The sequence below is a fragment of the Stutzerimonas stutzeri genome (genome assembly GCF_024448695.1).
GTDB classification, from domain to species: domain Bacteria; phylum Pseudomonadota; class Gammaproteobacteria; order Pseudomonadales; family Pseudomonadaceae; genus Stutzerimonas; species Stutzerimonas stutzeri_T.
The window spans coordinates 44417-68848 of record NZ_JAMOHY010000002.1 but is presented as its reverse complement, the minus strand read 5'-3'; the positions used below and the strand labels follow the sequence as shown (position 1 = coordinate 68848).

Annotated in this window: 20 protein-coding genes; 4 read left to right on the top strand and 16 right to left on the bottom strand. The window is 57.7% G+C overall.

Annotation, left to right across the window (positions count from 1 at the left end):
• Window positions 1-21 precede the first annotated feature (21 nt).
• From tsaA to NAV32_RS02430, 6 genes are all read right to left on the bottom strand, one after another.
• A complete protein-coding gene (gene tsaA / locus NAV32_RS02455; protein ID WP_256051220.1) occupies window positions 22-714 on the bottom strand; it encodes a tRNA (N6-threonylcarbamoyladenosine(37)-N6)-methyltransferase TrmO in 693 nt (230 codons plus the stop codon).
• Window positions 715-720: 6 nt separating this feature from the next.
• On the bottom strand, window positions 721-1929 hold the full coding sequence (gene trpB, locus NAV32_RS02450; RefSeq protein ID WP_256051219.1) for a tryptophan synthase subunit beta: 1209 nt from the start codon (window positions 1927-1929) through the stop codon (window positions 721-723).
• 165 nt (window positions 1930-2094) lie between these two features.
• Entirely contained in the window at window positions 2095-3549 is a 1455-nt protein-coding gene (locus NAV32_RS02445; RefSeq protein WP_256051218.1) for a diguanylate cyclase, read from the bottom strand.
• Window positions 3550-4330: 781 nt separating this feature from the next.
• Window positions 4331-5656 (bottom strand): 30S ribosomal protein S12 methylthiotransferase RimO, encoded by a 1326-nt coding sequence (gene rimO, locus NAV32_RS02440; protein WP_256051217.1) that lies wholly within the window; start codon window positions 5654-5656, stop codon window positions 4331-4333.
• Between the two features lie 106 nt (window positions 5657-5762).
• Complete coding sequence (locus NAV32_RS02435) at window positions 5763-6044, bottom strand: pyrimidine/purine nucleoside phosphorylase (RefSeq protein WP_256051216.1); 282 nt, start codon at window positions 6042-6044, stop codon at window positions 5763-5765.
• 138 nt (window positions 6045-6182) lie between these two features.
• On the bottom strand, window positions 6183-6524 hold the full coding sequence (locus NAV32_RS02430) for a DMT family protein (protein ID WP_256051215.1): 342 nt from the start codon (window positions 6522-6524) through the stop codon (window positions 6183-6185).
• 183 nt (window positions 6525-6707) lie between these two features.
• Here NAV32_RS02430 and NAV32_RS02425 point away from each other — a divergent pair, with 183 nt between their 5' ends.
• Window positions 6708-6959: a YkgJ family cysteine cluster protein gene (locus NAV32_RS02425; protein ID WP_256051214.1), complete on the top strand. Its 252-nt coding sequence runs from the start codon at window positions 6708-6710 to the stop codon at window positions 6957-6959.
• Window positions 6960-7039: 80 nt separating this feature from the next.
• On the opposite strand, the gene NAV32_RS02420 is transcribed toward NAV32_RS02425, so the two are convergent.
• The 9 genes from NAV32_RS02420 to NAV32_RS02380 all read right to left on the bottom strand — a co-directional run bounded on the left by NAV32_RS02420 (window position 7040) and on the right by NAV32_RS02380 (window position 17868).
• On the bottom strand, window positions 7040-8128 hold the full coding sequence (locus NAV32_RS02420) for a polysaccharide biosynthesis/export family protein (protein ID WP_256051213.1): 1089 nt from the start codon (window positions 8126-8128) through the stop codon (window positions 7040-7042).
• A gap of 341 nt (window positions 8129-8469) precedes the next feature.
• Complete coding sequence (locus NAV32_RS02415; RefSeq protein ID WP_256051212.1) at window positions 8470-9381, bottom strand: GDP-mannose 4,6-dehydratase; 912 nt, start codon at window positions 9379-9381, stop codon at window positions 8470-8472.
• A gap of 57 nt (window positions 9382-9438) precedes the next feature.
• On the bottom strand, window positions 9439-10173 hold the full coding sequence (locus NAV32_RS02410) for a WecB/TagA/CpsF family glycosyltransferase (RefSeq protein ID WP_423836412.1): 735 nt from the start codon (window positions 10171-10173) through the stop codon (window positions 9439-9441).
• A 16-nt stretch (window positions 10174-10189) separates the two neighbouring features.
• Entirely contained in the window at window positions 10190-11074 is an 885-nt protein-coding gene (locus NAV32_RS02405) for a glycosyltransferase family 2 protein (protein WP_256051210.1), read from the bottom strand.
• Entirely contained in the window at window positions 11034-12290 is a 1257-nt protein-coding gene (locus tag NAV32_RS02400; RefSeq protein ID WP_256051209.1) for a hypothetical protein, read from the bottom strand. The genes NAV32_RS02405 and NAV32_RS02400 overlap by 41 nt, the downstream gene beginning before the upstream one ends.
• 264 nt (window positions 12291-12554) lie before the next feature.
• Window positions 12555-13583 carry a glycoside hydrolase family 5 protein gene (locus NAV32_RS02395; protein ID WP_256051208.1) on the bottom strand — a complete coding sequence of 343 codons (1029 nt, stop codon included), beginning with the start codon at window positions 13581-13583 and terminating at the stop codon, window positions 12555-12557.
• Window positions 13584-13683: 100 nt separating this feature from the next.
• Window positions 13684-15894: a polysaccharide biosynthesis tyrosine autokinase gene (locus NAV32_RS02390; protein WP_256051207.1), complete on the bottom strand. Its 2211-nt coding sequence runs from the start codon at window positions 15892-15894 to the stop codon at window positions 13684-13686.
• A gap of 15 nt (window positions 15895-15909) precedes the next feature.
• Complete coding sequence (locus NAV32_RS02385) at window positions 15910-16347, bottom strand: low molecular weight protein-tyrosine-phosphatase (protein WP_256051206.1); 438 nt, start codon at window positions 16345-16347, stop codon at window positions 15910-15912.
• A 96-nt stretch (window positions 16348-16443) separates the two neighbouring features.
• Window positions 16444-17868, bottom strand: a complete 1425-nt coding sequence (locus NAV32_RS02380; RefSeq protein ID WP_256051205.1) for an undecaprenyl-phosphate glucose phosphotransferase — start codon at window positions 17866-17868, stop codon at window positions 16444-16446.
• A gap of 397 nt (window positions 17869-18265) precedes the next feature.
• On the opposite strand from NAV32_RS02380, the gene yegS reads away from it, so the two are divergent.
• Window positions 18266-19192 carry a lipid kinase YegS gene (yegS, locus tag NAV32_RS02375; protein WP_256051204.1) on the top strand — a complete coding sequence of 309 codons (927 nt, stop codon included), beginning with the start codon at window positions 18266-18268 and terminating at the stop codon, window positions 19190-19192.
• A gap of 140 nt (window positions 19193-19332) precedes the next feature.
• Complete coding sequence (locus NAV32_RS02370) at window positions 19333-20265, top strand: chemotaxis protein CheV (protein WP_256051203.1); 933 nt, start codon at window positions 19333-19335, stop codon at window positions 20263-20265.
• A 47-nt stretch (window positions 20266-20312) separates the two neighbouring features.
• Here the strand turns inward: NAV32_RS02370 and NAV32_RS02365 are convergent, their stop codons facing one another.
• A complete protein-coding gene (locus NAV32_RS02365) occupies window positions 20313-22238 on the bottom strand; it encodes a transglycosylase SLT domain-containing protein (RefSeq protein ID WP_256051202.1) in 1926 nt (641 codons plus the stop codon).
• 226 nt (window positions 22239-22464) lie between these two features.
• Here NAV32_RS02365 and NAV32_RS02360 point away from each other — a divergent pair, with 226 nt between their 5' ends.
• Window positions 22465-24378 (top strand): ATP-binding cassette domain-containing protein, encoded by a 1914-nt coding sequence (locus NAV32_RS02360; protein ID WP_256051201.1) that lies wholly within the window; start codon window positions 22465-22467, stop codon window positions 24376-24378.
• Window positions 24379-24432 lie beyond the last annotated feature (54 nt).

The window sequence follows — 24432 nt, the reverse complement described above, 5'->3', positions numbered from 1 at the left end:
GCAGGCTTTTCCACCAGGGGGCTAGGCGGGCACCACTTCCAGTACGCGAATTTGCCCGGCTTCGGGGTAATGCCAGCGAACGTCGAGATCCCAGAACTGCGCGCCGTAGCGTCGTTCGGAGTCGGGCTTCTGATACGCCGGGCGCGGGTCCTGGGCCAGACACTGCTCGATCAGCTCCACCACCGGCTCGGCCAGTCGCAGGGCCTCGCTGTGGGCCTGGGCGAGGGCACTTTCGCTCCAGTGCACCTCGATCAGGGCGGGCGCATCGGCGGCCATGTCGTTGCGGGCCTCGGGCAGGGCGTCGGCATAGGGCACGTAGGGTTTGATGTCGATGATCGGCGTGCCATCCAGCAGATCGATACCAGACACCAGCAGGCGCCCTGGTTCGACCTGATCGAGCCTGACCACTGATTGACCGATGCCATTGGGCCGATGCGTGGCGCGGGTGGCGAAGACGCCGACCATGCGGTTGCCGCCCAGTCGCGGCGGTCGAACCTTGAGGCGCGGTTTTTCCTCCAGCGCCTGGTGGAAGAGGAACAGCAGCCAGACATGGCTGACCTGCTCCAGTCCCTCAACCGCCTCGCCTGTGTCGAACGGCGGCACGAGCTCCAGCACACCACGTGCGGCAGGCGCCAGTCGAGGCTGACGCGGAATGGCGAACTTCTCCCTGAAACAGGACCGCAGATAGCCAATGGGTTCGATGCTGTGGCGCATGGTTCGTTACAGCCCCAGCAGCTTCGCCACGTAGTCGGCATCCTTGTCGCCGCGACCGGACAGGTTGACCAGAATGTGCTCATCCTTGCCCAGTGTCAGCGCGGTTGCCATGGCCCAGGCCACGGCGTGTGCGCTTTCCAGTGCCGGGATGATGCCTTCGGTGCGCGACAGACTCATGAAGGCGTCCAGACACTGCTGGTCGGTGACCGACTGGTAGACCACGCGACCGGCATCCTTCAGGTAGCTGTGCTGCGGGCCGACGCCGGGGTAATCAAGCCCCGACGCAATGGAATGCACTGCCGCCGGGTTGCCCTGTTCGTCTTCCAGCACGTAGCAGGCCATGCCGTGCAGCTCACCCGGCTTGCCCACCGACATGGTTGCCGCATGGCGGCCTGGCTTGTCGATACCTTCGCCCGCAGGCTCGACGCCCACCAGGCGAACGCTTGCGTCACCGAGAAACGCGGTGAAGATACCCATGGCATTGGAGCCACCGCCCACACAGGCGGCCACATGGTCGGGCAAGCGACCATGCTTGCCCAGAAACTGCTCGCGGGCCTCGCGACCGATGATGGACTGGAAGTCGCGCACCATCTTCGGGAAGGGGTGCGGGCCGACCACCGAACCGATGGCATAGATGAAATTCTGCGGGTCCTTGAGGTATTCCTCGAAGGCGCTGTCCACCGCTTCCTTGAGGGTCGCGGCGCCGCGCGTTACCGGCACCAGCGTGCAGCCGAGGATCTTCATCTTGGTGACGTTGGGGTGTTCCTTCTCGATATCCACCTGACCCATATGGATCTCGCAGGGAATGCCCACCAGCGCGCAGGCGGTGGCGAGCGCCACCCCATGCTGGCCGGCACCGGTTTCGGCGATCACTTTCTTCTTGCCCATGAATCTGGCCAGCAGCGCTTCGCCCAGGCAGTGATTGATCTTGTGCGCGCCGGTGTGGTTCAGGTCTTCGCGCTTGAGATGGATCTGCGCGCCGCCGAGCTTTTCCGACAGGCGCCGGGCATGGAAGATAGGGCTAGGGCGACCGACGTAGTCGGCAAACAGGCTGGCCAGCTCGTGCTGAAAATCCTCGCGCTGGCGGATTTCCTCATAGGCCAGGTTGATATCGTCCATCGCCTGCTTCAGGTGCGGCGGCACCAACTGACCGCCGTAAGGACCGAAATAGCCCTGGGCATCGGGCATGGGGGCGAAATCGAGGGTATTGCTCATGGTGGGATTCCATCGGAGGGTCAGGCGATGCGGCATCTTACCCATTGCCATGGCCGTCAGGAATCATGCGGTGGTCGCAGCTTCAAAAGAGTGCGTGGTTACTGTGCATGATTGCCTTGCGTCAAGCGGAGTAAGAATTCAGGAGTGAACGTCGGTTGGTCTGGATCAGGTCTGTTCTTCTGCTTCATAAAACCGGACCGTATTTCGCGATGCGGCTTTGGCTTGATACATAGCCTTATCTGCGCATTTCAAAATTTCATCCGTACTGACGTCATGACCCAGAAACACAAACACGCCAATACTTGCCGAACAACGGTGTTCGATGATGCTCTCCGCTTCACCCTCCCGCGTGACGTTCAATTGGTAGGTATCGGATAACCTGACCCTGATCTTTTCTGCAACGGCCTTCGCATGGGCAATGGATTGCTCATGATCAGTCGCCAGCTCACCCAGCAACACCACAAACTCATCACCCCCGAAACGGGCTACCGAATCCATTTCGCGTAGACAGCTTGTAAGCCGGTTTGCCACTTCAATCAGCAACAGGTCGCCGGCAAAATGCCCGTATTGGTCATTCAATGGCTTGAAGTTATCCAGATCGACAAACATCAGGGCCCCGTGTTTGCCGGTGCGCTTGCTGCTGGCCTGCGTCTGGTTCAATCGGTCGATAAGCAAGCGGCGGTTGGGGAGCTTGGTGAGCGTGTCATAGAACGCCAGTTGCCGTATCTGGTCCTGCAGCTGCTTACGCTTGGTGATTTCCCGTGTGATGCCGTGAAATCCGGTGATTTTTCCGTGTTCGTCCCGCACTGCCTTTGAAAATACTTCTCCCCAAATTATGCTGCCGTCTTTGCAGCGGTGAGGGACATCAAAACTGACAAAGCCAAGATCTTTTCCTTCCCGTTCGGCTTCCTGTCGCTTGCGCCATGCCTCGGTAACGATGACGGTGCCTTCTTCATTGAATAATTCAAATACATGATGGCCGATCACCTCGTCTGCCCTGAAACCACGAAAACGCTCATCTGACGGACTGATATAGGTGATCTTGAGTTCGTCATCAGTCCGCCACAGCACATCCAGGGTGTCTTCGGTAAGCAGTCGATAGAAAGCTTCACTTTCATTCAGCGCAAGGGTGCGCTCTGCAACCAGAGCTTCAAGTGCCCGGTTACGCTCCTGCAGATTATTGAGTGGATAAACTTCTTCATTCTGTACCAGATGATAGGGAAACGAAGTGCCACTGTGGACAATCTTCCAGACTTCATCTTCGAGGCGAAAAACCAGATGTAATCGCACGACTTCTTGCGAAAAGTCCGGCTCAGGAACCGACAGGTGAATGTGGAAAAAGGCCGTCACAGCGACGACCTGCTTTGTTAGATTCTGCATCGAAATATCGCGCATTTCGATGCGTATGCGCTCCGGTACTTCGGAAAAATCCTGAAGAATGACTTTTACCCACTGGTCGCGATCCGTAACCATAATACGACCACCGGCGGTATAACCGCTGAAGTCTTCGCTGAAAAGTGCTGTAAGCCGATCATCGCGTGAAGCGTAAAGCTCAATATACTCGTCAAACAGTGCGCGAATTTCTTGATGGTGGTTCGGTTGAGAAGCAGCTGGTTTCATCGGGACTACTCATTTTTAAATATTGGAGTAACAACCATGTTCCAGTGAGCGAAGCAAATATTCAGGCGCATCAGCGCAGGCCAGCAGTTTAGCTTTTCAGAGTTCTTTTCGATCTTTCAGAATTTTTTACTACTGAAATTAATAGAATTTTGTTATCCCCGCTGCTGTACACTATTCGTCTTCGCATAATTCGTAATTCTGGTGGGCAGTATTTTTCTGGTGTGGTTTTTACTGGGCACTCCAGTGTTGCTCCGTTTTTAGTTATCAAAGATCCATGTTTATCAATCTGCTCTTTGGGTGGGGAGAGTCAGTCATAATAAAATCCGCTCAATGCGCTGGATATTGCATGCTTTAAAAGATAAACAAAATACATGTCGAAAGAATTGCGTTGCATGTGTCGCGTAAAGTATCCCGACATTTATGAATGTCCTGGTCAGCCTGCAAAGCACATAAAAATATTTGACATATATCAAGTGGCAATAGCGGTATGGATGTTAAGCCGAGGCTGCTCCATCAGGTGCGTGAGCAGATTTGCCTTCGACATTATTCGATTCGTACCAAAATTGTCTATCCGAAGTGGTGAGGCATTCACTCGATTTCACAAGTATCGCTATCCGTCGGAGATGGTGCCCGAGGTTGGGCCTTCCTGAGCAACCGAGTGGTACGCCGAAATATATTGGTGCTGCGAAGAAGGCTGCCGTGGATGGAGGGATGCTTGGCCCGCTCGACCGAGCATGAAAAAGCCCCGCATGAGCGGGGCTTCTTTTGAGCGGTGAGGCGGTCAGATCACTTCGGCCCAGAGGTCGTATTCATCAGCGTGGGTCACGCGCACGCGGACTTTCTCACCGGGTTGTAGCGGGTGTTCGCTGTCGACATAGACCATGCCGTCGATTTCCGGAGCGTCGGCCCAGGAACGGCCGATGGCGCCGTCTTCGTCCACTTCGTCGATGAGTACGTCCATCTCCTTGCCGATTTTCAGCTGCAGACGTGCGGCGCTGATGGCCTGCTGGTGTGCCATGAAGCGATCCCAGCGCGCCTGTTTGATTTCGTCCGGTACGGCTTGCAGATCCATTTCTTCAGCCGGTGCGCCTTCGACCGGGGAGTACTGGAAGCAGCCGACGCGATCCAGCTGGGCTTCGGTCAGCCAGTCAAGCAGATACTGGAAGTCTTCTTCGGTCTCGCCGGGGAAGCCGACTATAAAGGTGGAGCGGATGGTCAGCTCAGGGCAGATTTCGCGCCACTTCTTGATGCGCGCCAGGGTCTTGTCCTCGAAGGCCGGGCGTTTCATGGCCTTGAGTACCTTGGGGCTGGCGTGCTGGAAGGGGATGTCCAGGTAGGGCAGGATCTTGCCAGCGGCCATCAGCGGAATCACGTCATCGACGTTGGGGTAGGGGTAGACGTAGTGCAGGCGCACCCAGACGCCCATCTTGCCCAGCTCCTCGCACAGTTCGAGCATGCGCGTCTTGACTGGCTGGCCGTTCCAGAAGTCCAGCTTGTACTTGAGGTCCACGCCGTAGGCGCTGGTGTCCTGGCTGATCACCAGGATTTCCTTGACGCCCGCCTTGACCAGGCGCTCGGCCTCGCTCAATACACTGCCCACCGGTCGGCTGACCAGTTTGCCGCGCATCGAGGGGATGATGCAGAAGCTGCAGCTGTGGTTGCAGCCTTCGGAAATCTTCAGGTAGGCGTAGTGGCGCGGGGTGAGTTTGATGCCTTGGGGCGGCACCAGATCGACGAAGGGATCGTGCTCGATGTTCGGCGGGATCACTTCATGTACGGCGTTGACCACCTGCTCGTACTGCTGCGGCCCGGTAACCGCCAGCACGCTGGGGTGCACGCCGCGGATGTTGTTTTCATCCACACCCATGCAGCCGGTGACGATGACCTTGCCGTTCTCGGCGATGGCTTCACCGATGGCGTCCAGCGATTCGGCCTTGGCGCTGTCGATAAAGCCGCAGGTGTTGACGACCACCACATCGGCGTCCTCGTAGGACGGCACGATCTGATAGCCCTCCATGCGCAGCTGGGTCAGGATTCGCTCTGAATCCACGGTTGCCTTGGGGCAGCCAAGGCTGACGAACCCTACGCTTGGGACTTTTTTCGACATGACAGGCCGGGCCTCGGTGATACAGCTGGGAAAAAATGGCGCCGGATTATATAGCGGTTTTCAGCTTTTCACCCGGCCTGTCTGCCTTCCATTCAGCGGATTGGGTTTAACGGTATTCGCACAGGTAGGCCGTTTCGGTCGCGACCTTCAACTGGAACTTGCTGTTGGCCGGCACGGTGAAGCGGCTGCCGCTGGCGAAGGTTTCAAAGGTGTCGCTACCCGGCAGTTTGACGTCCAGGCTGCCGGCGACCACATGCATGACTTCCAGCTGAGCAGTGCCGAATTCATATTCGCCCGGCGCCATGACGCCGATGGTGGCGGGGCCTTCAGCCATGTCGAAGGCGATGGATTTGACGGTGCCGTCGAAGTATTCGTTGACCTTGAACATGCGGATTACCTGAAAAATGGAAAAAGGCTGGCAAGTATGCCCAAGCGCTACGGTGGCGTCATCAGCGCAGCTTTTGCGCGCTGTCAGAGGCTGATTTCAACACGGCGTGGCTGAGCGGAATAATGTGTAAGCGCTCTCTCAACTGCGAAAGATAAAATACACCGCCCCCAGCAGGCACAGCCCGGCCCAGAGATAGTCGAGCTTCAGCGGCTGCTGCATGTAGTAGAGGCTGAAGGGCACGAAGATGGCGAGGGTGATGATCTCCTGCATCATCTTCAACTGGCCGAGCGACAGCTCGGTGTAGCCGATGCGGTTTGCCGGGACCATGATCAGGTATTCGAACAGGGCGATGCACCAACTGATCAGCGCCGCTACTAGCCAGGGCTTGGCATTGAGCGTCTTGAGATGGCCGTACCAGGCAAACGTCATGAACAGGTTGGAAATGCAGAGCAGGGCAGCGGTCTGGAGCCAGATGGGCATGGGCAACTCCGTGGCAAGCCGTTGAAAAAACGCAGGTGGTTTTCGATGGCCTGAAGGTGATGCGCGATGCTATTGGCAAGCTTCTATAGTCTGCAAGTAGTCGATGCGTGGTGCGTCTTGTCTGCTGCGTTTTGCCGTGACAGTGATTATTATCGCCGCCCGTTTTTTCTCGGATGACAAGGGATGGAATGTCGCCCCGGTTGCGGCGCCTGCTGTATTGCCCCTTCGATCAGCTCTGCAATGCCCGGCATGCCCCATGGCAAGCCGGCCGGGGTGCGCTGCCTGCATCTTTCGGATGCGAATCTCTGCGGGCTGTTTGGTCAAGCGAGCCGGCCTGCGGTGTGCTCAGCGTTCAGTGCTGACCAGAGTGTTTGCGGTGAGAGTCAGGAGGATGCCATTCGGCTGCTTGGCTGGCTGGAGCAGGTTACGGCCTGAATAAAGCTTCGCGGCTGAAGCTGCTCCCACAAGGCGATGTGCATGTGTGGAAGCGGCATCAGCCGCGAACGGTGAAAGCCTTATCGATTGAACGCCGCTCCGGTGCCCACGACTGCAGCCGACGGCAGCAGTTGGCTGATGAAGCGGTTCCAGCGCGTGATGCCTGCCGGACCGACAAAAACCACATCCTGGGGCTGAAGCGGGAAGCTCTTGGCCAGGGCGAAAGCAGTGGGGGATTTGGCGTTCAGCTGGAAGACCTTGGCCTGCTCGGTGGCTATGTTTGCCGCGCCGCGAATGACATAGACCGCTTCGCCGTCAGCTGTTTCCTGGCGGATGCCACCAGCCGTACCAATGGCGTCCATCAGGTTGTAGCTCGACGTCTTGAAGCTCAGGGCCAGCGGCTCGTTGACCTCGCCTAGAACGTAGATTTTCTTCTGGTCGTTATAGGGCAGGTGTAGCTGGTCGCCGTCCTTCAGGTAGACCTGATGCAGCCAGGAGTCCGGGCGGTTCAGGTCGTCGAGGTCGAGCAGGTATTCGCGACCGTCGCGTTTGAGCACCAGGCTGGAAAGGTCAGCATTTTCGGTGTCGATGCTGGCCTGGCCGATGGCTTGCACGATGCTTATCGGTGCGGTGGTCACGGGCACTTCGCCAGCCGTGTTGAACGCGCCTGAAAGTACAATGCGCTGGCTGCCGTAGCGCAGCAGATTGACGTCTACCTGCGGGCTGTCGATGTAGTTGGCGAGGCGGCGTGCAATCTCGGCTCGCAACTCTTCAATGGTTCGGCCTGCGGCATTTATGTTGCCGATATAGGGGTAGAAGAGGGTGCCATCAGGGCGAACCAGGCGACCATTGGCATCGAGTTGCTGTTGCGGGCCGGACGGCGCAGTCAGTTCGGGGTGATCCCAGACGGTAATGTAGAGCAGATCGTTGGCGCCGATGCGGTAGGCTTCAGGTTTGAAATCGATCAGCTCCTGCTTGCTGGAGGTGCCTCGATCGGAAGGCAGCTCGCCCGTGAGCATTTCCGGCGTGATGCGCAACAACTGTACGCTGCCGTTCTCCGATTTTGCTCCTTCCTTGAACTCATCCGGATCAAGGTATTGGCCAGGTGAAAAGACACACCCCTGGAGCACCAGAACGGAAGAGAACGCGAGCGCAAATAGTGGTTTCATGGGTCTTCATCCTTGACGGAATAGTTGTTTTTCGGAGTGAAACGGCTGGATTCACTTATCGCTTGTGACATCAGAAATCGAATGTAACCGGCTAGTCATATTCATCAGCCATAGCAACTCGATGATTCAAGGAGTGGCTTTGACAGCTATGGGCCGATGTGGCGACAGCCTCGAAATCAGATGGCCTTGCCGCTCACAGAAGTCATAGACCGTTGTGTTTCGGCGGGGTTCAGGACCAATGGAAACAAATTGATTGCGATGTGCTGTGCGCTGAAAACTGCAGCAATGCGCGACCTGATCTTTCTTGTTCCTGTATCCACAGGTCATGACTCAAACCTGCTTTAAACCGTTGTTTCAGACGCTTCAATCATCCAGCGCAGGGTGTCGCGCAGTTCTATCGGCTTCAGTTCGCCAATCAATCGGGTCAGTTTGGCTTTGCAGCCGAACAGATTTTTGACGTCGGCGCTGCGTATAAAGGCGGGATTAATCCTGACTTCCATTTGATGACCGGATATCAATGCGGCCTGCTGGAGAACGTACTGCAAGGTGTGGGCAGTGCCCGAGCAGATATTGATGGTTTCTCCAATCGCTTCGGGTGTTTCGAGAAGACGGCGATAGGCGCGCACAACATGGCGGACGTCGCAGAAGTCTCTGGCAATATCCAGATTTCCAAGTTCGATGACCTCGGCGTGGCGACGTGTGTGCGCAACTATCTTGGGAATCAGGAAGTGTTCAGGCTGGCCTATTCCCGTGTAATTGAACGGGCGGGTAATGATCAGAGGCAAATGCCGGTCATACAGCCGCGCCAGGTATTCCATTGCGGTTTTGCTGACTGCGTAGTCGTTGGCCGGCGCCAGAGTGGAGGATTCTTCCAGCACGCCTTCGGTATTTCCGTATACGTTCGCACTGCTGGTAAGAATGACTGCGACAAGATCCGTACTGATCGAGCGCAATGCTTCAAGAAGGTGCCGGGTACCAATGAGATTGGCCTGGTAGATGGCGTCGGCATCGGTATGCGCCACAAAAGATACCGCCGCCAGATGCACCACATGCGTAGGACGTAATTCCAGCAGCAAGTCTTGCAATGTCTGTGAATCATGCAGCGAGCAGCAATGAATGGCTGCAATGCTCGCTGGCAGTTTGCCCTGCGGAGGGCGATAGCTCAGACCGTGAACTTCGTAGCCGTGCGCCGCGAGTTCTTCCGCCATGTAGCGACCGGTAAAGCCCGTAATGCCCGTAATCAGCGCTTTCATTTACTTCCCTGCATTAGATTTGAAGGGCCAGTGGTGTTCAGTCAGAGGCCAAGAACTTCAGGACTCCTGCTTGGCGGGGCTGGCCTTGTGTCTCAGATTTCTTTCGCGCCAATACGCCGGCACGATAAACAGCGCGTCATGGAAGTAGCGTCTTGCCAGTCGCCGCGGCTCCAGGCACATGCGGTGCAGCCATTCGAGCTTGTATTCGCGCATCCACAGCGGGGCCCGTTTGATGGTGCCGGTGGCAAAGGCAATGGAAGCACCAATGCTGAAGCCCATACCGGTGCGTTCATGGGGCTGGGTGGCTGCGGCCAATATCTCCCCGCGAGGGGTGCCGACGGCGTACAACACCAGTTCCGACGGGTTGTCACGGACGAATTGCAGGCAGCGCTGAACTTCTTCCGGCTTTTTGATAAAACCCATGGGCGGGTTGTAGTGATGAAGGACAATGCCTGGATACAGGGCACGAAGTTTCTGTGTTTCGGCAGTCGAACAACCGATCAGTACCACGCGCAGGTTGTCGTCGTTTGCCCATTGCAGAAGATCTAGTGTCAGATCACTTCCCGGAATGGCTTCCTCGATATGTATGCCCAGTCGATCCAGCAGCGAGAGCAGGATGCGACTATCGCATAGCCTCCAGCGCGCTTTTGCATACGCATCACGCAGGGCATCGTCGTGTTCCAATTGGACCAGATGATCGACATTGGGCGTGACCACGAACGAGTAGGGCTGTTTGACACCCTCGCGGATACAGGTCAACAACGTTTTCTTGTTGCCGGAATAAAAGTTTATGCCGAAGGCTGTAGTATCACTTGACACTCATTGCTACTCCCTTGAAAGCGCCCTTGATACCCGACCACGCAAGAGTCGGATTTTTAAACTCCTTGATGGTGGTGACGGCCGATAGAAGAAATGCGGAAACAAGTGCGAAGCCCGATCCGTAAAAGCGCTTATTGAAACGAGTGGCGGCACGATTGCGGTAATAGTGATAGAACGCCGAGCGGCTACCCAGGCTGAGCGAGCCATAGTGATACAACCGGCTTTCCGGTATGACCTGGATAGAGACTCCATGTTTACGGGCGCGATACTGCCAGTCGACTTCTTCGAAGTACATGAAGTAGCGTTCATCCATCAAGCCGATTTCTTTTGTCAGTTCTGCAGAAAAGGCAAGGCTGCAACCCATCAGATAATCAGGGTTGTGCTGGAAGCCCTGCTGCTGCATGGCTTCAATACTCTGGTTTTTTCCGAGCAGGCGGGCCTTTCCAAGGATCGGGTAGAGTTTTCCACCGCCATAGCATTCCAGCCGTCCGGTATCGGCGCTCAGAACCAGTGAGCCGACGAATTGCCGCTCATTCTGCCGAAGTGCGTCCAGCAGGGGAGAAAATGCATCACTGTCTACATAGGTGTCGTTATTGACGACCCAGAAATAGGCAGGCTGCAGGTTTGCCATGGCCCAGCGCAAACCATAGTTGTTGCCGCCTGCATAACCGCTGTTTTCAGGATTATTGAGCAGGGTGACATTGGAATACTGCTTTTCCTCCAGCCATTGTTGCAGGGCTACTGCAGAACCATCCTGCGAATCATTGTCGATGATCACGATATGATCGAGGGTTCCGCAGTGCGCAAGTATGCTTTCAGCACAGCTGATGGTCTCAGTAGCAGCTTTGTAGTTGAGAATAAGTGCGACGTTCATGTGCTCGTTCCTTGCTGCGGAGATGGCGCGCTCTTAGAGCGTGTATTACGAAAAGCACGGCGAAAACCTGCTGCGTATATTCGAGCAGAGCATTGAGAGGCCAGATCACCATGTAGGCGAGAATGACCGCATAGGTGAAGCGCATGTCGGCATGTATATTCCGAGCGATACGCTGATAGATATAGAGTGTCAGCGGTATCAGAATGAAGCTCAGGAGGCCGAAACGGAAAAATGTTCCTATGATGCCAACGTCGGAAAGAAAGAAGTGTTCGCCAAAGTACGGAATGAAGCCGTCCTGCCACATCAATGACAGGGACCCGCTGGGTAACCATTTAACCAGTCCAAGATGGCCGAAGATGGATGCGATGGTATTGGAGCGTACGTTGTCTTCAATTCCTTGCTCCAGATTGCTTTCATAGAATTCGAGATTGACCCCCAGAATTTCCAGCAACGATGGATAGAAGTAGAAGGGTGACAGCAGCACGCACAGTGAAATGGCCCATCCAAAGGCCTTGGTTTTCAGGCAGAACAAAGTAAAGGCCAGGCACAAGACGATCAGCTGGCGCGTCTGGGTGGCGAATACCAGGGTTAGCAATATCAGCGCAGCAATGATCAGATAGAAAAGTTTCTGGCGATTGTCCCCGTTGATCGGGGATTTTCCTGCCGCCCAGGTCTGGATGCAGTAGAAGTAGGTGAAGCAGAGCAGGAAAGGGCCAATCGATGAGCGATCAGGTCGGTCCCAAGCGGTTTGTTCCGTTCGCAAGTCTGGGATCAGACCGAACTTGAAAAGCCAGGAGAGGATTACTGCGATTAATGCTGCGTAGATCAGTGCGCGCTCGAATTGCAGGGTCGTTACCTGCTTGGCGAGCAGGAGCAGGGGTACGAAGCCAAAGGCGAAGAGTACCCGCCGTTCTTCTATCAGCCCGTAGATGATGGGCTGCCCGTAGGTGTAATAAGCAAAGATGGCAGGCAGTAGAATAAAGATTAAGGCGCTGTAAAATGCGTAATACATGAGCACCCGGTATTCCCGTGCCGACTCCTCGGTGGAAGCGAGAATCAGCAGCATGGATAAACCAAGGCAAATTGCCAGATAGGCTTCGTTTAGAAATTTGAAGCCGATGGGGTTGTGAGTGCTGTCGCCCAGCACGGAAAAGTGCAGGAAGAATGCCAGCGTAACCAGTGGCAGGTAAAAAAATTTTGAGTTGATGGTGGTCATCACCTGATTCCTTGGGTGCACTTTCCTTTTGAACATGCCTGCCACGCAACACGCCCATGTACTTCTATGTAGCCATTGCGTCTTTGTCCTGCTCTCAATCAGATCGCTCCAATGTATGCCTCATATCCATGACGAAAGGCATCGATGGCCGGTGAGCTGATCGAACGCAAGGTTGGACATCCCGTTCACATGGGCGTTGCGTCGTTTGAAGCAAATATTTGTAGCTGATGCAGGCGCTCGACAGTGGCCTTTCGCCTTTCTCTTTCAGCGTGCAGGGCCGATGGCCTTACAGTCATTGGCAATATGCTTTTGCAGAATATGCATTTGGGGCCGGTCATTGCCGTCAATGGGTTCGACTGCCAGCACGTACTCGCCCCAGCCTGGCCCGCCGGCCCAGTAAGCGCTGGGAATACAGTGTTCATTGAGGTAGGCAAGCATGTTGTCCATGGCCACAAGCATCGACTCGGAGTGGCCGGGTACACCGTATTCGCCGAGGAAGCCCCTTTGGCCGTGTTCCTTTAGCCACTCCACGAAGGGGCGAGTGCGCTCTACGCCCAGCATGGGATCGATGACTTCTTCCTCGGCATAGCGTCCGGAGTGATCGGTGTCGAAGTAGATGTGCGCCGAATAGATCAGGTTGTCTGCCGGGTCTTTCAGCAGGAAGTCCTCGTTGACCCGTCGCCAGTGATAACTGCTGGCCCAGCGGTCACCCTCGACGAATATCGGCGTTTGCATATCGACTTCACGAATGGCATCGACTGCGGCCTGGGCAGCACCTGGCCACAGGCCCTCAGTGGAATGGGGTTCGTTCATGATGTCGTAACCGTACAGGCCGGGATGGTCCTTGAATGCCTCAGCCAGATGGCGCCAGACACTCGCATAGGCCGAGTAGGGCACTTCGGGCGAACCGATCAGTTGGTCTTTGTAGCGGGCATAATTGTGCATATCCAGAATGACTTTCTGGCCCTGTTGTGCAGCCAGGTCGAGCGTCTTTCGGAGCATGCGCATCTGGTCGAAGTTGATGCCTTTGTTCAGGTCGTGTTGCAGCCGCTCCCAGATGAAAGGAAAGCGAATCAGGCGGATGTCTTTCTCGGCGTAATACTTGAAATGCTTCTTTTCCGGATAGAAGTAATTCGTGCCGACTTTCCCCGGTGTGATATGCGGGGCGAAGTTGGCGCCGGACAGGTTGATGCCGATCAGATCGATACCGGCCTCAGCCAGTGCACCTGAACTGCAGGCGACCAGCGAGAGCGCCGCCACGTACTTTATTGTGCGAGGGAAAGACGAAAGCATGATGGTGTACCTGTGGTTGGTCTGCCGACAGCCAGCGGGTGCGTAACGCTGCCCGTCAGGTGGGCAGCGCAGCAGGTCGGCTCGACAAGTAGCCAGTGATTTACTTGGCCTTGTATTCGTACTGGTAGTAGCCGTAATCGCTGTAGTTGGATGCCTTGCGCAGCACGGCGTTGAAGATCACGCCCTTGACCAGCAGGCCGTTCTGTTCCAGACGACGCTTGGCATGTTCGATCTCCTTGATGCCGTTGAGGCCGTAGCGGGTCACCATCAGCGTGGTGCCAGCCTGGCTGCCGACAAGGGCGGCATCGGTGACTGCGAGAATGGGCGGTGTATCGAAAATCACCAGGTCGTACATGCCGCTGATTTCCTTGACGAAGCGAGAGAAATTCTCGTGCATCAGCAGTTCCGACGGGTTAGGCGGCAGTTGGCCGTGGGCAATCACGTGCAGGTTGTGCAGCGGCGTCTTTTGGATGGCATCGAACAGCGTGATGCGGCCTGAAAGAATATCCGAGAGACCCTTGTCGCCCTGGCAGCGCATGACCTTGTGCAGATAGCCTTTGCGCATGTCGGCATCGACCAGCAGCACCTTCTTGCCCGATTGCGCAATCACGGCGGCGAGGTTGCTGGTGACGAAGGACTTGCCCACCGCAGGACTCGGCCCGGTGATCATCAGAATGTTGTTCTTGGCTTCGATCATGGCGAAGTGGAGGCTGGTGCGCAGGCTGCGCATGGCCTCGGTGGCCAGATCGGCAGGGTCATTGATCGACAGCAGATAGGAGGCGCTGCTCTTGTCACGCTTGAAATTGGCCAGGCGCTTTTCCAGCAGGCCCTGCTTTTCGCTGAATGGAATGGCCGCATAGACGGGAATGCCGACGCGCTCGATTTCCTCAGGGTTCTCCACGCCGCGCTTGAGCGCTTCGCGCACATAGACGAAGGCGACTGCGAGAAGCCCGCCAAGCAGGGTCGCAACGATCACCACCAGCGGCTTGTTCGGCTTCAGGGGCGTGTCGATGTCGGCAGCCGCGTGATCGACGATGCGCACATTGCCCACGGTGCCGGCGCGGATGATGTCCAGCTCTTGGGTCTTGTTCAGCAGCATCGCGTAGGTTTCGGACGAGACTTCGACATCACGGGTCAGCCTCAACAGTTCCTGCTGGGTCGAGGGCAGGGTGCTGATCTGTTTTTCCAGTTCTGTCTTCTGGGTCTGCAGCTGATTGATCTGGTTCATCAGCGCCTGGAAATTCGGATGCTGACGGGTAAAGCGCCGCTCCATCTCGGTCCGCTTGAGATGCTGTTCGGAAATCTGTTTTTCCAGATCAACGATACGATCAAGCACCGACTGGGTTTCAGCCGTGATATCCACGGAGCGATTGCCGGTCTGGTACTGGTTCAAAGCGGTCTGGGCAGCGTCGAGGTTCTTGCGGACCTCGGGGATCTGCTCGCTGAGAAACTCCAGGCTCTGGGTTGCCTCGGCGGCATTACGCGCGATGTTTTGCTGCACATAACGTGTGGCCACTTCTTCCAGCACCAGGACTGCCTTGGCCGGGTCGGTGTCTTCCAGGGACACGCCGAGAATGCCGGACTGCTTGCCGCGCTCACCAGCGGACAGGCGCTTCTGGTAGTCCTCGGTGGTGGCGTAGGTGCGATTGCGGACCACGTTGAAAGTGGTGCCGGGGCGAGCATTGAGTTCGGCAACGGTGATGCCATAGTCGGGCGTTTCCACCGGCTGCCCCACAACGCCCTGGGCGACCACTTCGCCGTCCGGGTCGCGCAGGATGAAGCCATTGCCGTCGGCGGCTTCCAGGGTCAGATCTTCACCATGGATGCTGTCCGGCACGATGAGCTGGGAGATGCGCAAGGTCTCACCGCCCCAGGCATAGGATTCGAAACCGGCCGGATACCAGCCCAGCTCGCCTTCTTCGGTCGGTTCGAAGTTGCGTGCCATAAACCCGCCAATCAACGGGAAGTGACGCGGTTCGATGATGATGTCGAGATTGAGCGCTTCCACTGCGCCGCCCACTACGGAGCGTGATTTGAGCAGTGCGATTTCCGTCTGGGCAGGGGATACCGCCGGCGCGGTGCCGACGACATCGGTCAGGCTTGGCAGTCCACTTTTGGCTTCGATCTGGATCATCGCGGTGGCTAGGTACACCGGCGTGCTGAGCAGTGCATAGGCAATACCCAGCACCGCAAAAAAGCCGGTTATCGCAGCGATGATGCCCCGGTTGTTGAGGAAGGTGTCGAAGAGGTGGGCCAGATCAATGTCCTTGTCCTCTTTGGTCTCATAAATGGGGCGTGGCATGGTGGTCATTGAAGTTCCTTCTTCTTATTCAAGGTAAGGAAGCCAGCTTTCGACGGCTTGCGTCAGAAGGCTGTGAACGTGGTCGAAAGCGGGTTTGGATTGACGAAATGGATCGGGAATCTCCATGTCGTCCAGCCATTTGCCCATCAGGAAGGTTTTGCCATGTACTTCAGGGGCGATCTGGCGCAGGTGCTGGATATGGCCCTGCTCCATGGCCAGAATCAGGTCGGCCTGGTGCAGAAGTTCGCTGTCGACCTGCCGGGCACGGTGGCTCGCATGTTCCAGACCGTGTTCCTGCAGCACCTGTTGAGCGAGTCTGTCCATGGGGTTTCCCACCAGGGCGCCTATGCCAGCCGAACTGACGGATGGGCCTCTGCCCTGAAGTCTGTGTAACAGCAGCGCTTCAGCTGCCGGGCTTCTGCAGACGTTGCCGACGCAGACAATCAATATGTTCTGGAACATCTCACTGCCTCACGACATGTGAGACTGGAAGTGTCCAGGACAGATATTGGATAGCGGCTTGTTTCATGGGTTCATTCCTTTGCGCACGGCGTTACGTCAGTAAACGTCCCGGTTGAACAGCAGGGCGGGAATGGTTCGAGCCAGAATGTAAATGTCGAACCAGACCGACCAGCGTTCGATGTAATCCAGGTCGTACTCGACGCGTTTCTCGATCTTTTCCAGGGTGTCGGTTTCACCGCGATAACCATTGATCTGCGCCCAGCCGGTGATGCCCGGCTTGACCCGATGGCGTGCGGAATATTCGGATACGGCGTCTTCGAACAGCACGCCAGCGGCCTTGGTCGCCGTCGCATGGGGACGTGGGCCGACCATCGACATGCTGCCCAGGAACACGTTCAGCAGCTGTGGCAACTCATCGAGGCTGGTCTTGCGGATAAAGCGCCCGACACGGGTGATGCGGTCGTCGTCACGAGTGGTCTGGCGCTCGGCATTGGCATCCGAACGGGCGTGGTACATCGAGCGAAATTTGTAGACCTCGATCAGCCGGTTGTTGTAGCCATAGCGCTTCTGCTTGAACAGCACCGGGCCGGGGGAGTCGATCTTGATCGCCAGGGCAAGCAGGAGCATCACCGGCGCGGCTGCCAGCAGGGCCAGACTGGAGAGGATGATGTCCTCGATACGCTTGAACATCGGTGACCAGCCGCGCAACGGCAGGTCAGAGGCGATCAGCGTGGGCAGGCCTGCAACTTCGGTGATGCGCTTGTTGGCATGGCGGAAGGCAACCATGTCGGGGACCAGCAACACATTGACCGGCAGCTTGCGCAGTTCGTTGATCACCTGCCCGATCCGGCTATCAGCGAACCAGGGCAGGGCGACCAGCACCTGTGTGACTTTCTCCTCGCGGATCATCTGCTCCAGGTCGCGGGTATTGCCCAGCAACGGCAGATTGGCAAGCTCCTTTGGCAGTCGTTCCAGGCGATCGTCGATGAAGCCGAGAACGCCGGTACGAATGTCGCGATGATGGGCCAGGTACTCGGCCACGCGCACACCGTTGTCGGTGCCGCCGAGAATCACGGCGTTCTGCAGGTATACGCCCTTGGCCATCAGACGACGAAACAGTGCGAGCATCAGCAAGCGCTCGGCGCCGAACAGAATGGCACTGGTGAAAAACCAGAACACCAGATGTCCGGTTTCCAGGTAGCGGAACATGCCGAGCCCCTGGTGCATGAAAATCAGCAGGCTGAATGCTGCGGCCCAGGCCACCAGCATGGTGCGAAAGCGCAACAGGGTGCTGAACACCTCTTCGCTGTAGATGCCTACCGACTGGAATATCACGACGCTGATCACGCCGAAAAACATCAGGAAGGTGCTGAAGGTGCTCCCGGAAATGGGGAGAAACAGCAGGAGCAGAACGCCCGGCAAGACCGCCGTCAGTCCGTGGATCAGCCGAATGCTGGCAAGAAAGTAATCGATGAAACTGGGGTGGGCGTACTCAAGGGTTCCAACGGACTGTAAGCGCATACAAGGCTCCTTCCTTCGGCTATTGTCAGCTCAATGTTCTGGTTTGACCGCCGCGAACGCGGTTCTGAATGACAGGCCGCTGTGCAAGCTTTAACCGGACAAATGCTCCGACCGCCCCCCGTGAAATGAGTTCAGCGCCGGCGCGTAAAGTGGCAATTTGTTGGCAGGAATTAAGCAGGCAATCCAAACGGTTGAAATAAAAGCAATAAATCGTACGCGGCGAGGCGCTCGGGGATTCAGCTGGACGCTGATGAGCGCTGGTCGCGGCGCGGCTTTTAAGTGGGGCCGGCAATGCCACAACTTATTGCCTGCCGGCGAGTCCTAGGGTCTGTCGACGCTTCGTCCGCGGCTTGTGTCGAAGCGCTCACAGTCGATCAACTATAGGAAAGCAATGGTCATGAACGTATCCGGTGCGTTGCTGATTCTTCATGGCAAACAGGCGCTCAATGACGAAGTGCGCGCGGCGGTCAACGCCTGGCGTCAGCTGGACCGGCATCTGGCTGTGCGAGTGACGTGGGAGCCCGGCGATGCTCAGCGCCTGGTTCAAGAGGCACTGGAGGCGGGCTATCGGACGCTGGTTGCCGGCGGTGGTGACGGCACGTTGCGTGAGGTTGCTCAGGCGTTGCTGGACACGGGTGTTGACGCGAGCCTGGCGTTGCTGCCATTGGGTACTGCCAATGATTTCGCCCAGGCCGCTGGTATCCCGCTGGAGCCTTTTGATGCCCTGGCGCTGCTGGAACGTCCGGCGGTGTTGGTCGATGTCGGCGAGATGAACGGCGAGCCGTTCATCAACATGGCCACTGGCGGCTTTGGTTCAAAGGTGACTGCCAGCACATCCGAGGAGCTGAAGAAAGTCCTGGGTGGCGGCGCCTATCTGCTGACCGGCCTGTCCCGTTTCAGTGAAATCCGTTCGGCCTGGGGACGATTTGCCGGACCGGATTTCACCTGGGAAGGGGATTTTCTGGCGCTGGGCATCGGCAATGGTCGCCAGTCTGGGGGCGGGCAGGAGCTTTGTCCGCAGGCGCTGGTCGATGACGGTCTGCTCGATTTGTGCATCGTTCCGGCACCGGCCGATACCGTGGGAACTCTGGGTACGCTGCTGAGCGGAGGCTTGCTGGGGATCGACAGCGTTTCTGTGAATGCGCGCCTGCCCTGGCTTGAGATCGAGGCGCCGGAGCAGATCGACATCAACCTCGATGGCGAACCGGCGGCAGCAAAGCGCATGCGGTTTTCTGTTCGGCCCAGGGCTCTGCGCCTTCATCTGCCTGTTGATTGTCCCTTGCTGGGTGAAGCTGCGCGAGAAGCGGGTGATCTGCTGCGCTGAGGCTGGAAACTGCATGATGGCATTGCGCTATTGGCTGGCCGGACCGATGATGCGTTATATGAATTGGTGCTGGGCCACATAAAGCGTCGAGCCTTGCTGCCGATAGCCACTTATGTCTCGTATTCAGCAAGGAGCCACCCATGGCCGGCATTCTCGATTCAGTCGATCAACGCACCCGGTTGGTAGGCCAGAATCGTCTGGAAATTCTCATGTTCAGGCTCTCGGGCCGACAGAAGTTCGCCATCAATGTGTTCAAGGTCCAGGAAGTGGTGCAGCTTCCGAAGATGACACTGATGCCGCATCGTCATGGTTCGGTCTGTGGTGTGGTCAATCTGCGTGGGCAAACGCTGCCGGTTATCGACCTGTCGCGTGCCATCGGCTTGCGACCGCTGGTGCCCGATGAGAACAGCACCATTATCGTCACCGAATACAACCGCTCCGTTCAGGCCTTTCTGGTTGGCGGTGTGGATCGCATTCTCAATCTGAACTGGGAAGAGGTGCTGCCGCCACCCGCGACTGCAGGCCGCCAGCATTACCTGACGGCCATCACCAAGGTCGAAGACCAGCTGGTCGAAGTGATCGATGTCGAAAAGGTGCTCGCCGAGATCGTCCCGTATGACAGCAGTATTTCCCCAGAGCGTCTTGCCGACCCGGTGCTCGAGCACGCCAAGGGTCGCGAAGTCCTCTGCGTTGACGATTCGGGCGTGGCGCTGGCGCAGTTGCGCTCAACGCTCGGCCAGCTTGGCATCATCGTGCACACCGCCAGCGATGGCCTGAAAGGATTGGGCAAGCTCAAGGCCTGGGCCGATGCCGGAGAGGTGCTGACGGACAAATTGTTGATGGTCTTCACCGATGCGGAAATGCCGGAAATGGACGGCTATCGTCTCACTACCGAGATTCGCAATGATCCGCGTCTGCGCGATCTGCACGTGGTCCTGCACACGTCTCTGTCTGGCAGTTTCAACCTGGCAATGGTGAAAAAGGTCGGCTGCAACAACTTCCTGTCCAAATTTCAGCCCGAGAAGCTGGTCGACGTCGTTCGTGAGCGTCTCCTGCTGGACGAGGCTGGCTGAAAGGCTCCCGGTTCCGAAGCGCCTTCCTTAATTGCAGAAGCCCGCATTTATTGATCGAAGTAGCGTTCGTGCCACTCGATCAGTGGCTGCGGTGAATTGAGCTTCTGTCCGTAGATGACAGAGTAAGTCAGCACGTTTTGCACGTACTGGCGGGTTTCATCGAATGGGATATTCTCAACCCAGACGTCAAATGGCAGATGTTCGGCGTTCTTCAGCCACTGGCGTACCCGGCCCGGCCCGGCGTTGTAGGCTGCCGAGGCGAGCACCCGATTGCCTTTGAACTGCCCGTATATCTGGCTGAGATAGGCCGTGCCCAGCTGGATATTGGTGTTGGGGTTGAGAACCTGTCGCGGTGATGACAACGGGATGTTGAAGCGCCTGGCGGTTTCCTGCGCGGTGGCCGGCATCAGCTGCATCAGGCCCGTGGCGCCGACGTGGGAACGGGCATCAGCCATGAAGGCGCTTTCCTGGCGGGTGATGGCGAAAACCCAGCTTGGATGGATCTCCCGTGCCTTCGCGGCGTTGAGCAGGCTGCTGCGATGGGCCATGGGAAAGCGGATATCCAGATCATCCCAGTACTGTGCCTGGCTGATGGTGCGGATCGCCGGGAAATACCATTCCATGTCATAGGCCAGGCGCGCCTGGGCCACCAACTCATCGCGACTGAACAAGCGGCTGACGTGATACCACTCGCGACGACCATCGACGATCTGTCCGCGCGCGTGAAATTCCAGGGCGCGACGAATGCCGGCGGTGTTGCGCACCTTGCGCACCACCTTGGGGTCCAGCTTCAGGGGTTGGTGATTGAAGGTGTAAGGCGCCTGGATGCGGTCGGCGGAAAGGAACCCGTAGAAATCCCGCTCGGCAGCGACGGGCTGGTAGAGCCGGGCGGCCTGTGTGCCATTGGGTTGCGCCAATTCCAGGCTGCGGGCCTTCCAGTAGCGCCAGCGGTTGCTGCTGGCCAGCTCGTCGGGGAAACGCTGGGTCAGGGCATGAGCCTCATCCCAGCGACCCAGGCGCAGCAACAGGCGTGCGCGCCATTCGCTGACCGTGTTATCGCGCAGTTGCGGGTCATAATCGGCCATCACCGCCAGCGCCCGGGCGTCGAAGCGCTTGGCCAGGGTCAGGCCGATTTGCCGGGCGATGGCCACCTTTTCTTCCGATGAGAACGACAGACGTCGTGCATAGCCATCGAGCAGGGCGAGTGCCTGTTCGGGATTCTGCCGTGCCAGGCGGCGCAGGCCGATCGAGACGATATCGCCCGTGGCCTGGCTGGCTGGAGTAAAGCGTTCAGGCTGGTTCAGCAGTTGCGGCTTCTGCGCAACCTCGATCAGGCGTTCGCCCTGGGATTTCAGCGTCGGCAGATTTTTCGCCAGGAAAGCGGCCAGGCCGTAGTTGCCACCCTCGACGGCCAGCTTGAGACGCTGCCAGCGCAGGTCCTCGGTGAGTTGCCCGGCAGCACTCCAGCGTTCGAACAGCGGGTCACAGGCATTGTGCTGCGACTTGCCAACCAGCCAGAGCCGCTGTGCGGTGGCGTAGCCCTGCTGCGTATGGCCATTGGCAAGCTGGTACTGGCCAAACAGGCAGTCGAGTTCGGTGAAGTTCATCTTGGGGTCGTAGTGCCTGACAAAGGGCTGCCAGTCGCCGCGAGCGGCCAGCAGTCGCAGCCAGCGCAGTTTCATCCAGCTGATCTGGGGCAGGTCGCCGTGCTCGGCGAGAAATTTCTCGACTTCATCGTTGCCGGCGGTTTTCAGTCGGGCGGTCAGTTCGTCATAAGCCAGGTGCGGTTCCAGGGGATAGTCCCGAAGTGCGCTGGCGTAACGGCGGTAGGGCCCGCTGTCACCCTTGGCCAACGCCTGCTTGGCCTCGTCGTAATAGCGACGTTGTTGCTCAAGGCTGGCGGCATGGGTGGTCTGGGAGATGACGGTGGCGAGCAACAGGCAGAAACAGAAACTGGAGAGGCGACCGCGCATGATACTTCCGGAAACGGGGCAGGGAGGGTTCTGCGGCTAGCTTAACGTGCCCTGTCAGGTAGTTGAATGCGGATTAAGCTCTTGAAACAAACAAAGTCGGACTTCCGATAAAGGGCTTCGGCTTGCCGGGTCAAAGTTGGCGTTCTGCCTGCAAGTCACGCGATGGCAAGGCAGGTAGTTTGCCGGCGGTCTGCTAGAATGCGCGCCCTGTTTCCCGGAGGTAGCCATGACCCTGCTCAAGTTGACCGATGTGTCCCTCGCCTACGGCACCCATCCCCTGCTCGATGGCGTGTCCTGGCAGATTGCGCGAGGTGAGCGGGTTTGCATCATTGGCCGCAACGGCACGGGCAAATCCAGCATGCTGAGCCTGGTCAAGGGTAGCCAGCTGCCCGATGACGGCGAAATCTGGCGTGCGCCGGGGTTGAAGATTGGCGAGTTGCCTCAGGAATTGCCACTGGCTGACGAACGCACGGTGTTCGATGTGGTGGCTGAAGGCCTGTCCGGCGTGGGGCAGCTGCTAGCCGAGTACCATCACCTGAGCCAGAACATTCGCGATGATGCTGATCTGGACAAGCTCATGCACGTTCAGCAAGCGCTCGAGGCGAAGGATGGCTGGCGTTTGCAGCAGTTGGTCGACAGTACGCTGAGTCGCCTGCAGCTACCTGCCGACAAGACCCTGGCCGAGTTGTCCGGCGGCTGGCGTCGGCGCGTTCTACTGGCCCAGGCGCTGGTGTCCGAGCCTGACCTGTTGCTCCTGGACGAGCCGACCAACCACCTGGATATCGGCGCCATTGCCTGGCTGGAAGAAGCGTTGCTGGGCTTCAATGGCGCCGTGCTGTTCATTACCCACGACCGTGCCTTCCTGCAGAATCTGGCCACGCGCATTCTCGAACTCGACCGTGGCCACATGATCGACTGGAATGGCGACTACGCCAGCTTCCTGGTGCACAAGGAACAGCAGATGGCGGCAGAAGAAACTGCCAACGCATTGTTCGACAAGAAACTTGCGCAGGAGGAAGTCTGGATTCGTCAGGGTATCAAGGCCCGCCGCACCCGTAACGAGGGGCGCGTGCGTGCGCTCAAGGCTCTGCGCGCCGAGCGCAGCGATCGTCGCGAACGGCAAGGCAAGGCCAATATCCAGATCGAAACGGCAGAGAAATCCGGCAAGCAGGTCATCGTCGTCGAGCATGTCGGTTTCGCCCATCCGGGTGGCGAGCCGCTGATCCATGACTTTTCCATGGTTTTGCAGCGGGGTGATCGCATCGGTCTGTTGGGTGCCAACGGTACCGGAAAGACCACATTGCTCAAGCTGCTGCTGGGGGATCTGCAGCCGGCCAGCGGCAAGGTTGAGGCCGGAACCAAGCTGGAAGTGGCATATTTCGACCAGTTGCGTCACCAACTGGATCTGGAAAAAACCGTTATCGACAACGTCGCCGAAGGTCGCGACTTCATCACCATCGATGGCCAGAGCCGCCACGTGCTGAGTTATCTCGGTGATTTCCTGTTCAGCCCGCAACGCGCGCGTACACCTGTAAAGGCATTGTCTGGTGGCGAGCGGGCACGGCTCTTGCTGGCCAGGTTGTTCAGCAAGCCCGCCAATCTGCTGGTACTCGATGAGCCGACCAACGATCTTGATGTGGAAACCCTCGAGCTGCTGGAGGAAGTGCTGCTGAGCTTCCAGGGCACCGTGCTGATGGTCAGCCACGATCGCGCCTTCCTCGACAACGTGGTCACCAGCACGCTGGTGTTCGAGGGTAACGGTGTTGTACGCGAGTACGTCGGCGGCTATGAGGACTGGTTGCGCCAGGGCGGCTCGCCACGCTTGCTGGGTGTGGCCGAAACCGTGGCTGAAGCGAAGCAAGCCAAGGCCAGTGCCACGGCTGCTGCAGGTGTGCCGGCTGTAACCGAGGCGCCACCGGCCAAGAAGAAACTCAGCTACAAGTTACAGCGCGAGCTGGAAGCGCTTCCCGGCAGGATCGACGAGACTGAAAAGGCCATCGAGGCGCTGCAGGGTGAAATCTCCGGTGCGACGTTTTATCAGCAGTCAGCCGAAACTTCGGCTGCGGTCCTGGCTCGCCTGGAGGCGCTGCAGCTGGAACTGGATGGATTGCTGGAGCGCTGGGCCGAGCTGGAGGAATAAGCAGAGCGTCAGGACGCTGCAGTAGCCTCAAAGGTAGTCATTCAATGCGACTGC

Coding starts and splice junctions, on each gene's coding strand:
- rimO (WP_256051217.1), bottom strand. CDS start 5,656: ATGTCGAAAAAAGTCCCAAGCGTAGGGTTCGTCAGCCTTGGCTGCCCC.
- trpB (WP_256051219.1), bottom strand. CDS start 1,929: ATGAGCAATACCCTCGATTTCGCCCCCATGCCCGATGCCCAGGGCTAT.
- NAV32_RS02415 (WP_256051212.1), bottom strand. CDS start 9,381: ATGAAAGCGCTGATTACGGGCATTACGGGCTTTACCGGTCGCTACATG.
- yegS (WP_256051204.1), top strand. CDS start 18,266: ATGAACGTATCCGGTGCGTTGCTGATTCTTCATGGCAAACAGGCGCTC.
- NAV32_RS02385 (WP_256051206.1), bottom strand. CDS start 16,347: ATGTTCCAGAACATATTGATTGTCTGCGTCGGCAACGTCTGCAGAAGC.
- NAV32_RS02370 (WP_256051203.1), top strand. CDS start 19,333: ATGGCCGGCATTCTCGATTCAGTCGATCAACGCACCCGGTTGGTAGGC.
- NAV32_RS02405 (WP_256051210.1), bottom strand. CDS start 11,074: ATGAACGTCGCACTTATTCTCAACTACAAAGCTGCTACTGAGACCATC.
- NAV32_RS02365 (WP_256051202.1), bottom strand. CDS start 22,238: ATGCGCGGTCGCCTCTCCAGTTTCTGTTTCTGCCTGTTGCTCGCCACC.
- NAV32_RS02425 (WP_256051214.1), top strand. CDS start 6,708: ATGGAATGTCGCCCCGGTTGCGGCGCCTGCTGTATTGCCCCTTCGATC.
- NAV32_RS02400 (WP_256051209.1), bottom strand. CDS start 12,290: ATGACCACCATCAACTCAAAATTTTTTTACCTGCCACTGGTTACGCTG.
- NAV32_RS02430 (WP_256051215.1), bottom strand. CDS start 6,524: ATGCCCATCTGGCTCCAGACCGCTGCCCTGCTCTGCATTTCCAACCTG.
- NAV32_RS02420 (WP_256051213.1), bottom strand. CDS start 8,128: ATGAAACCACTATTTGCGCTCGCGTTCTCTTCCGTTCTGGTGCTCCAG.
- NAV32_RS02390 (WP_256051207.1), bottom strand. CDS start 15,894: ATGACCACCATGCCACGCCCCATTTATGAGACCAAAGAGGACAAGGAC.
- tsaA (WP_256051220.1), bottom strand. CDS start 714: ATGCGCCACAGCATCGAACCCATTGGCTATCTGCGGTCCTGTTTCAGG.
- NAV32_RS02360 (WP_256051201.1), top strand. CDS start 22,465: ATGACCCTGCTCAAGTTGACCGATGTGTCCCTCGCCTACGGCACCCAT.
- NAV32_RS02395 (WP_256051208.1), bottom strand. CDS start 13,583: ATGCTTTCGTCTTTCCCTCGCACAATAAAGTACGTGGCGGCGCTCTCG.
- NAV32_RS02435 (WP_256051216.1), bottom strand. CDS start 6,044: ATGTTCAAGGTCAACGAATACTTCGACGGCACCGTCAAATCCATCGCC.
- NAV32_RS02380 (WP_256051205.1), bottom strand. CDS start 17,868: ATGCGCTTACAGTCCGTTGGAACCCTTGAGTACGCCCACCCCAGTTTC.
- NAV32_RS02445 (WP_256051218.1), bottom strand. CDS start 3,549: ATGAAACCAGCTGCTTCTCAACCGAACCACCATCAAGAAATTCGCGCA.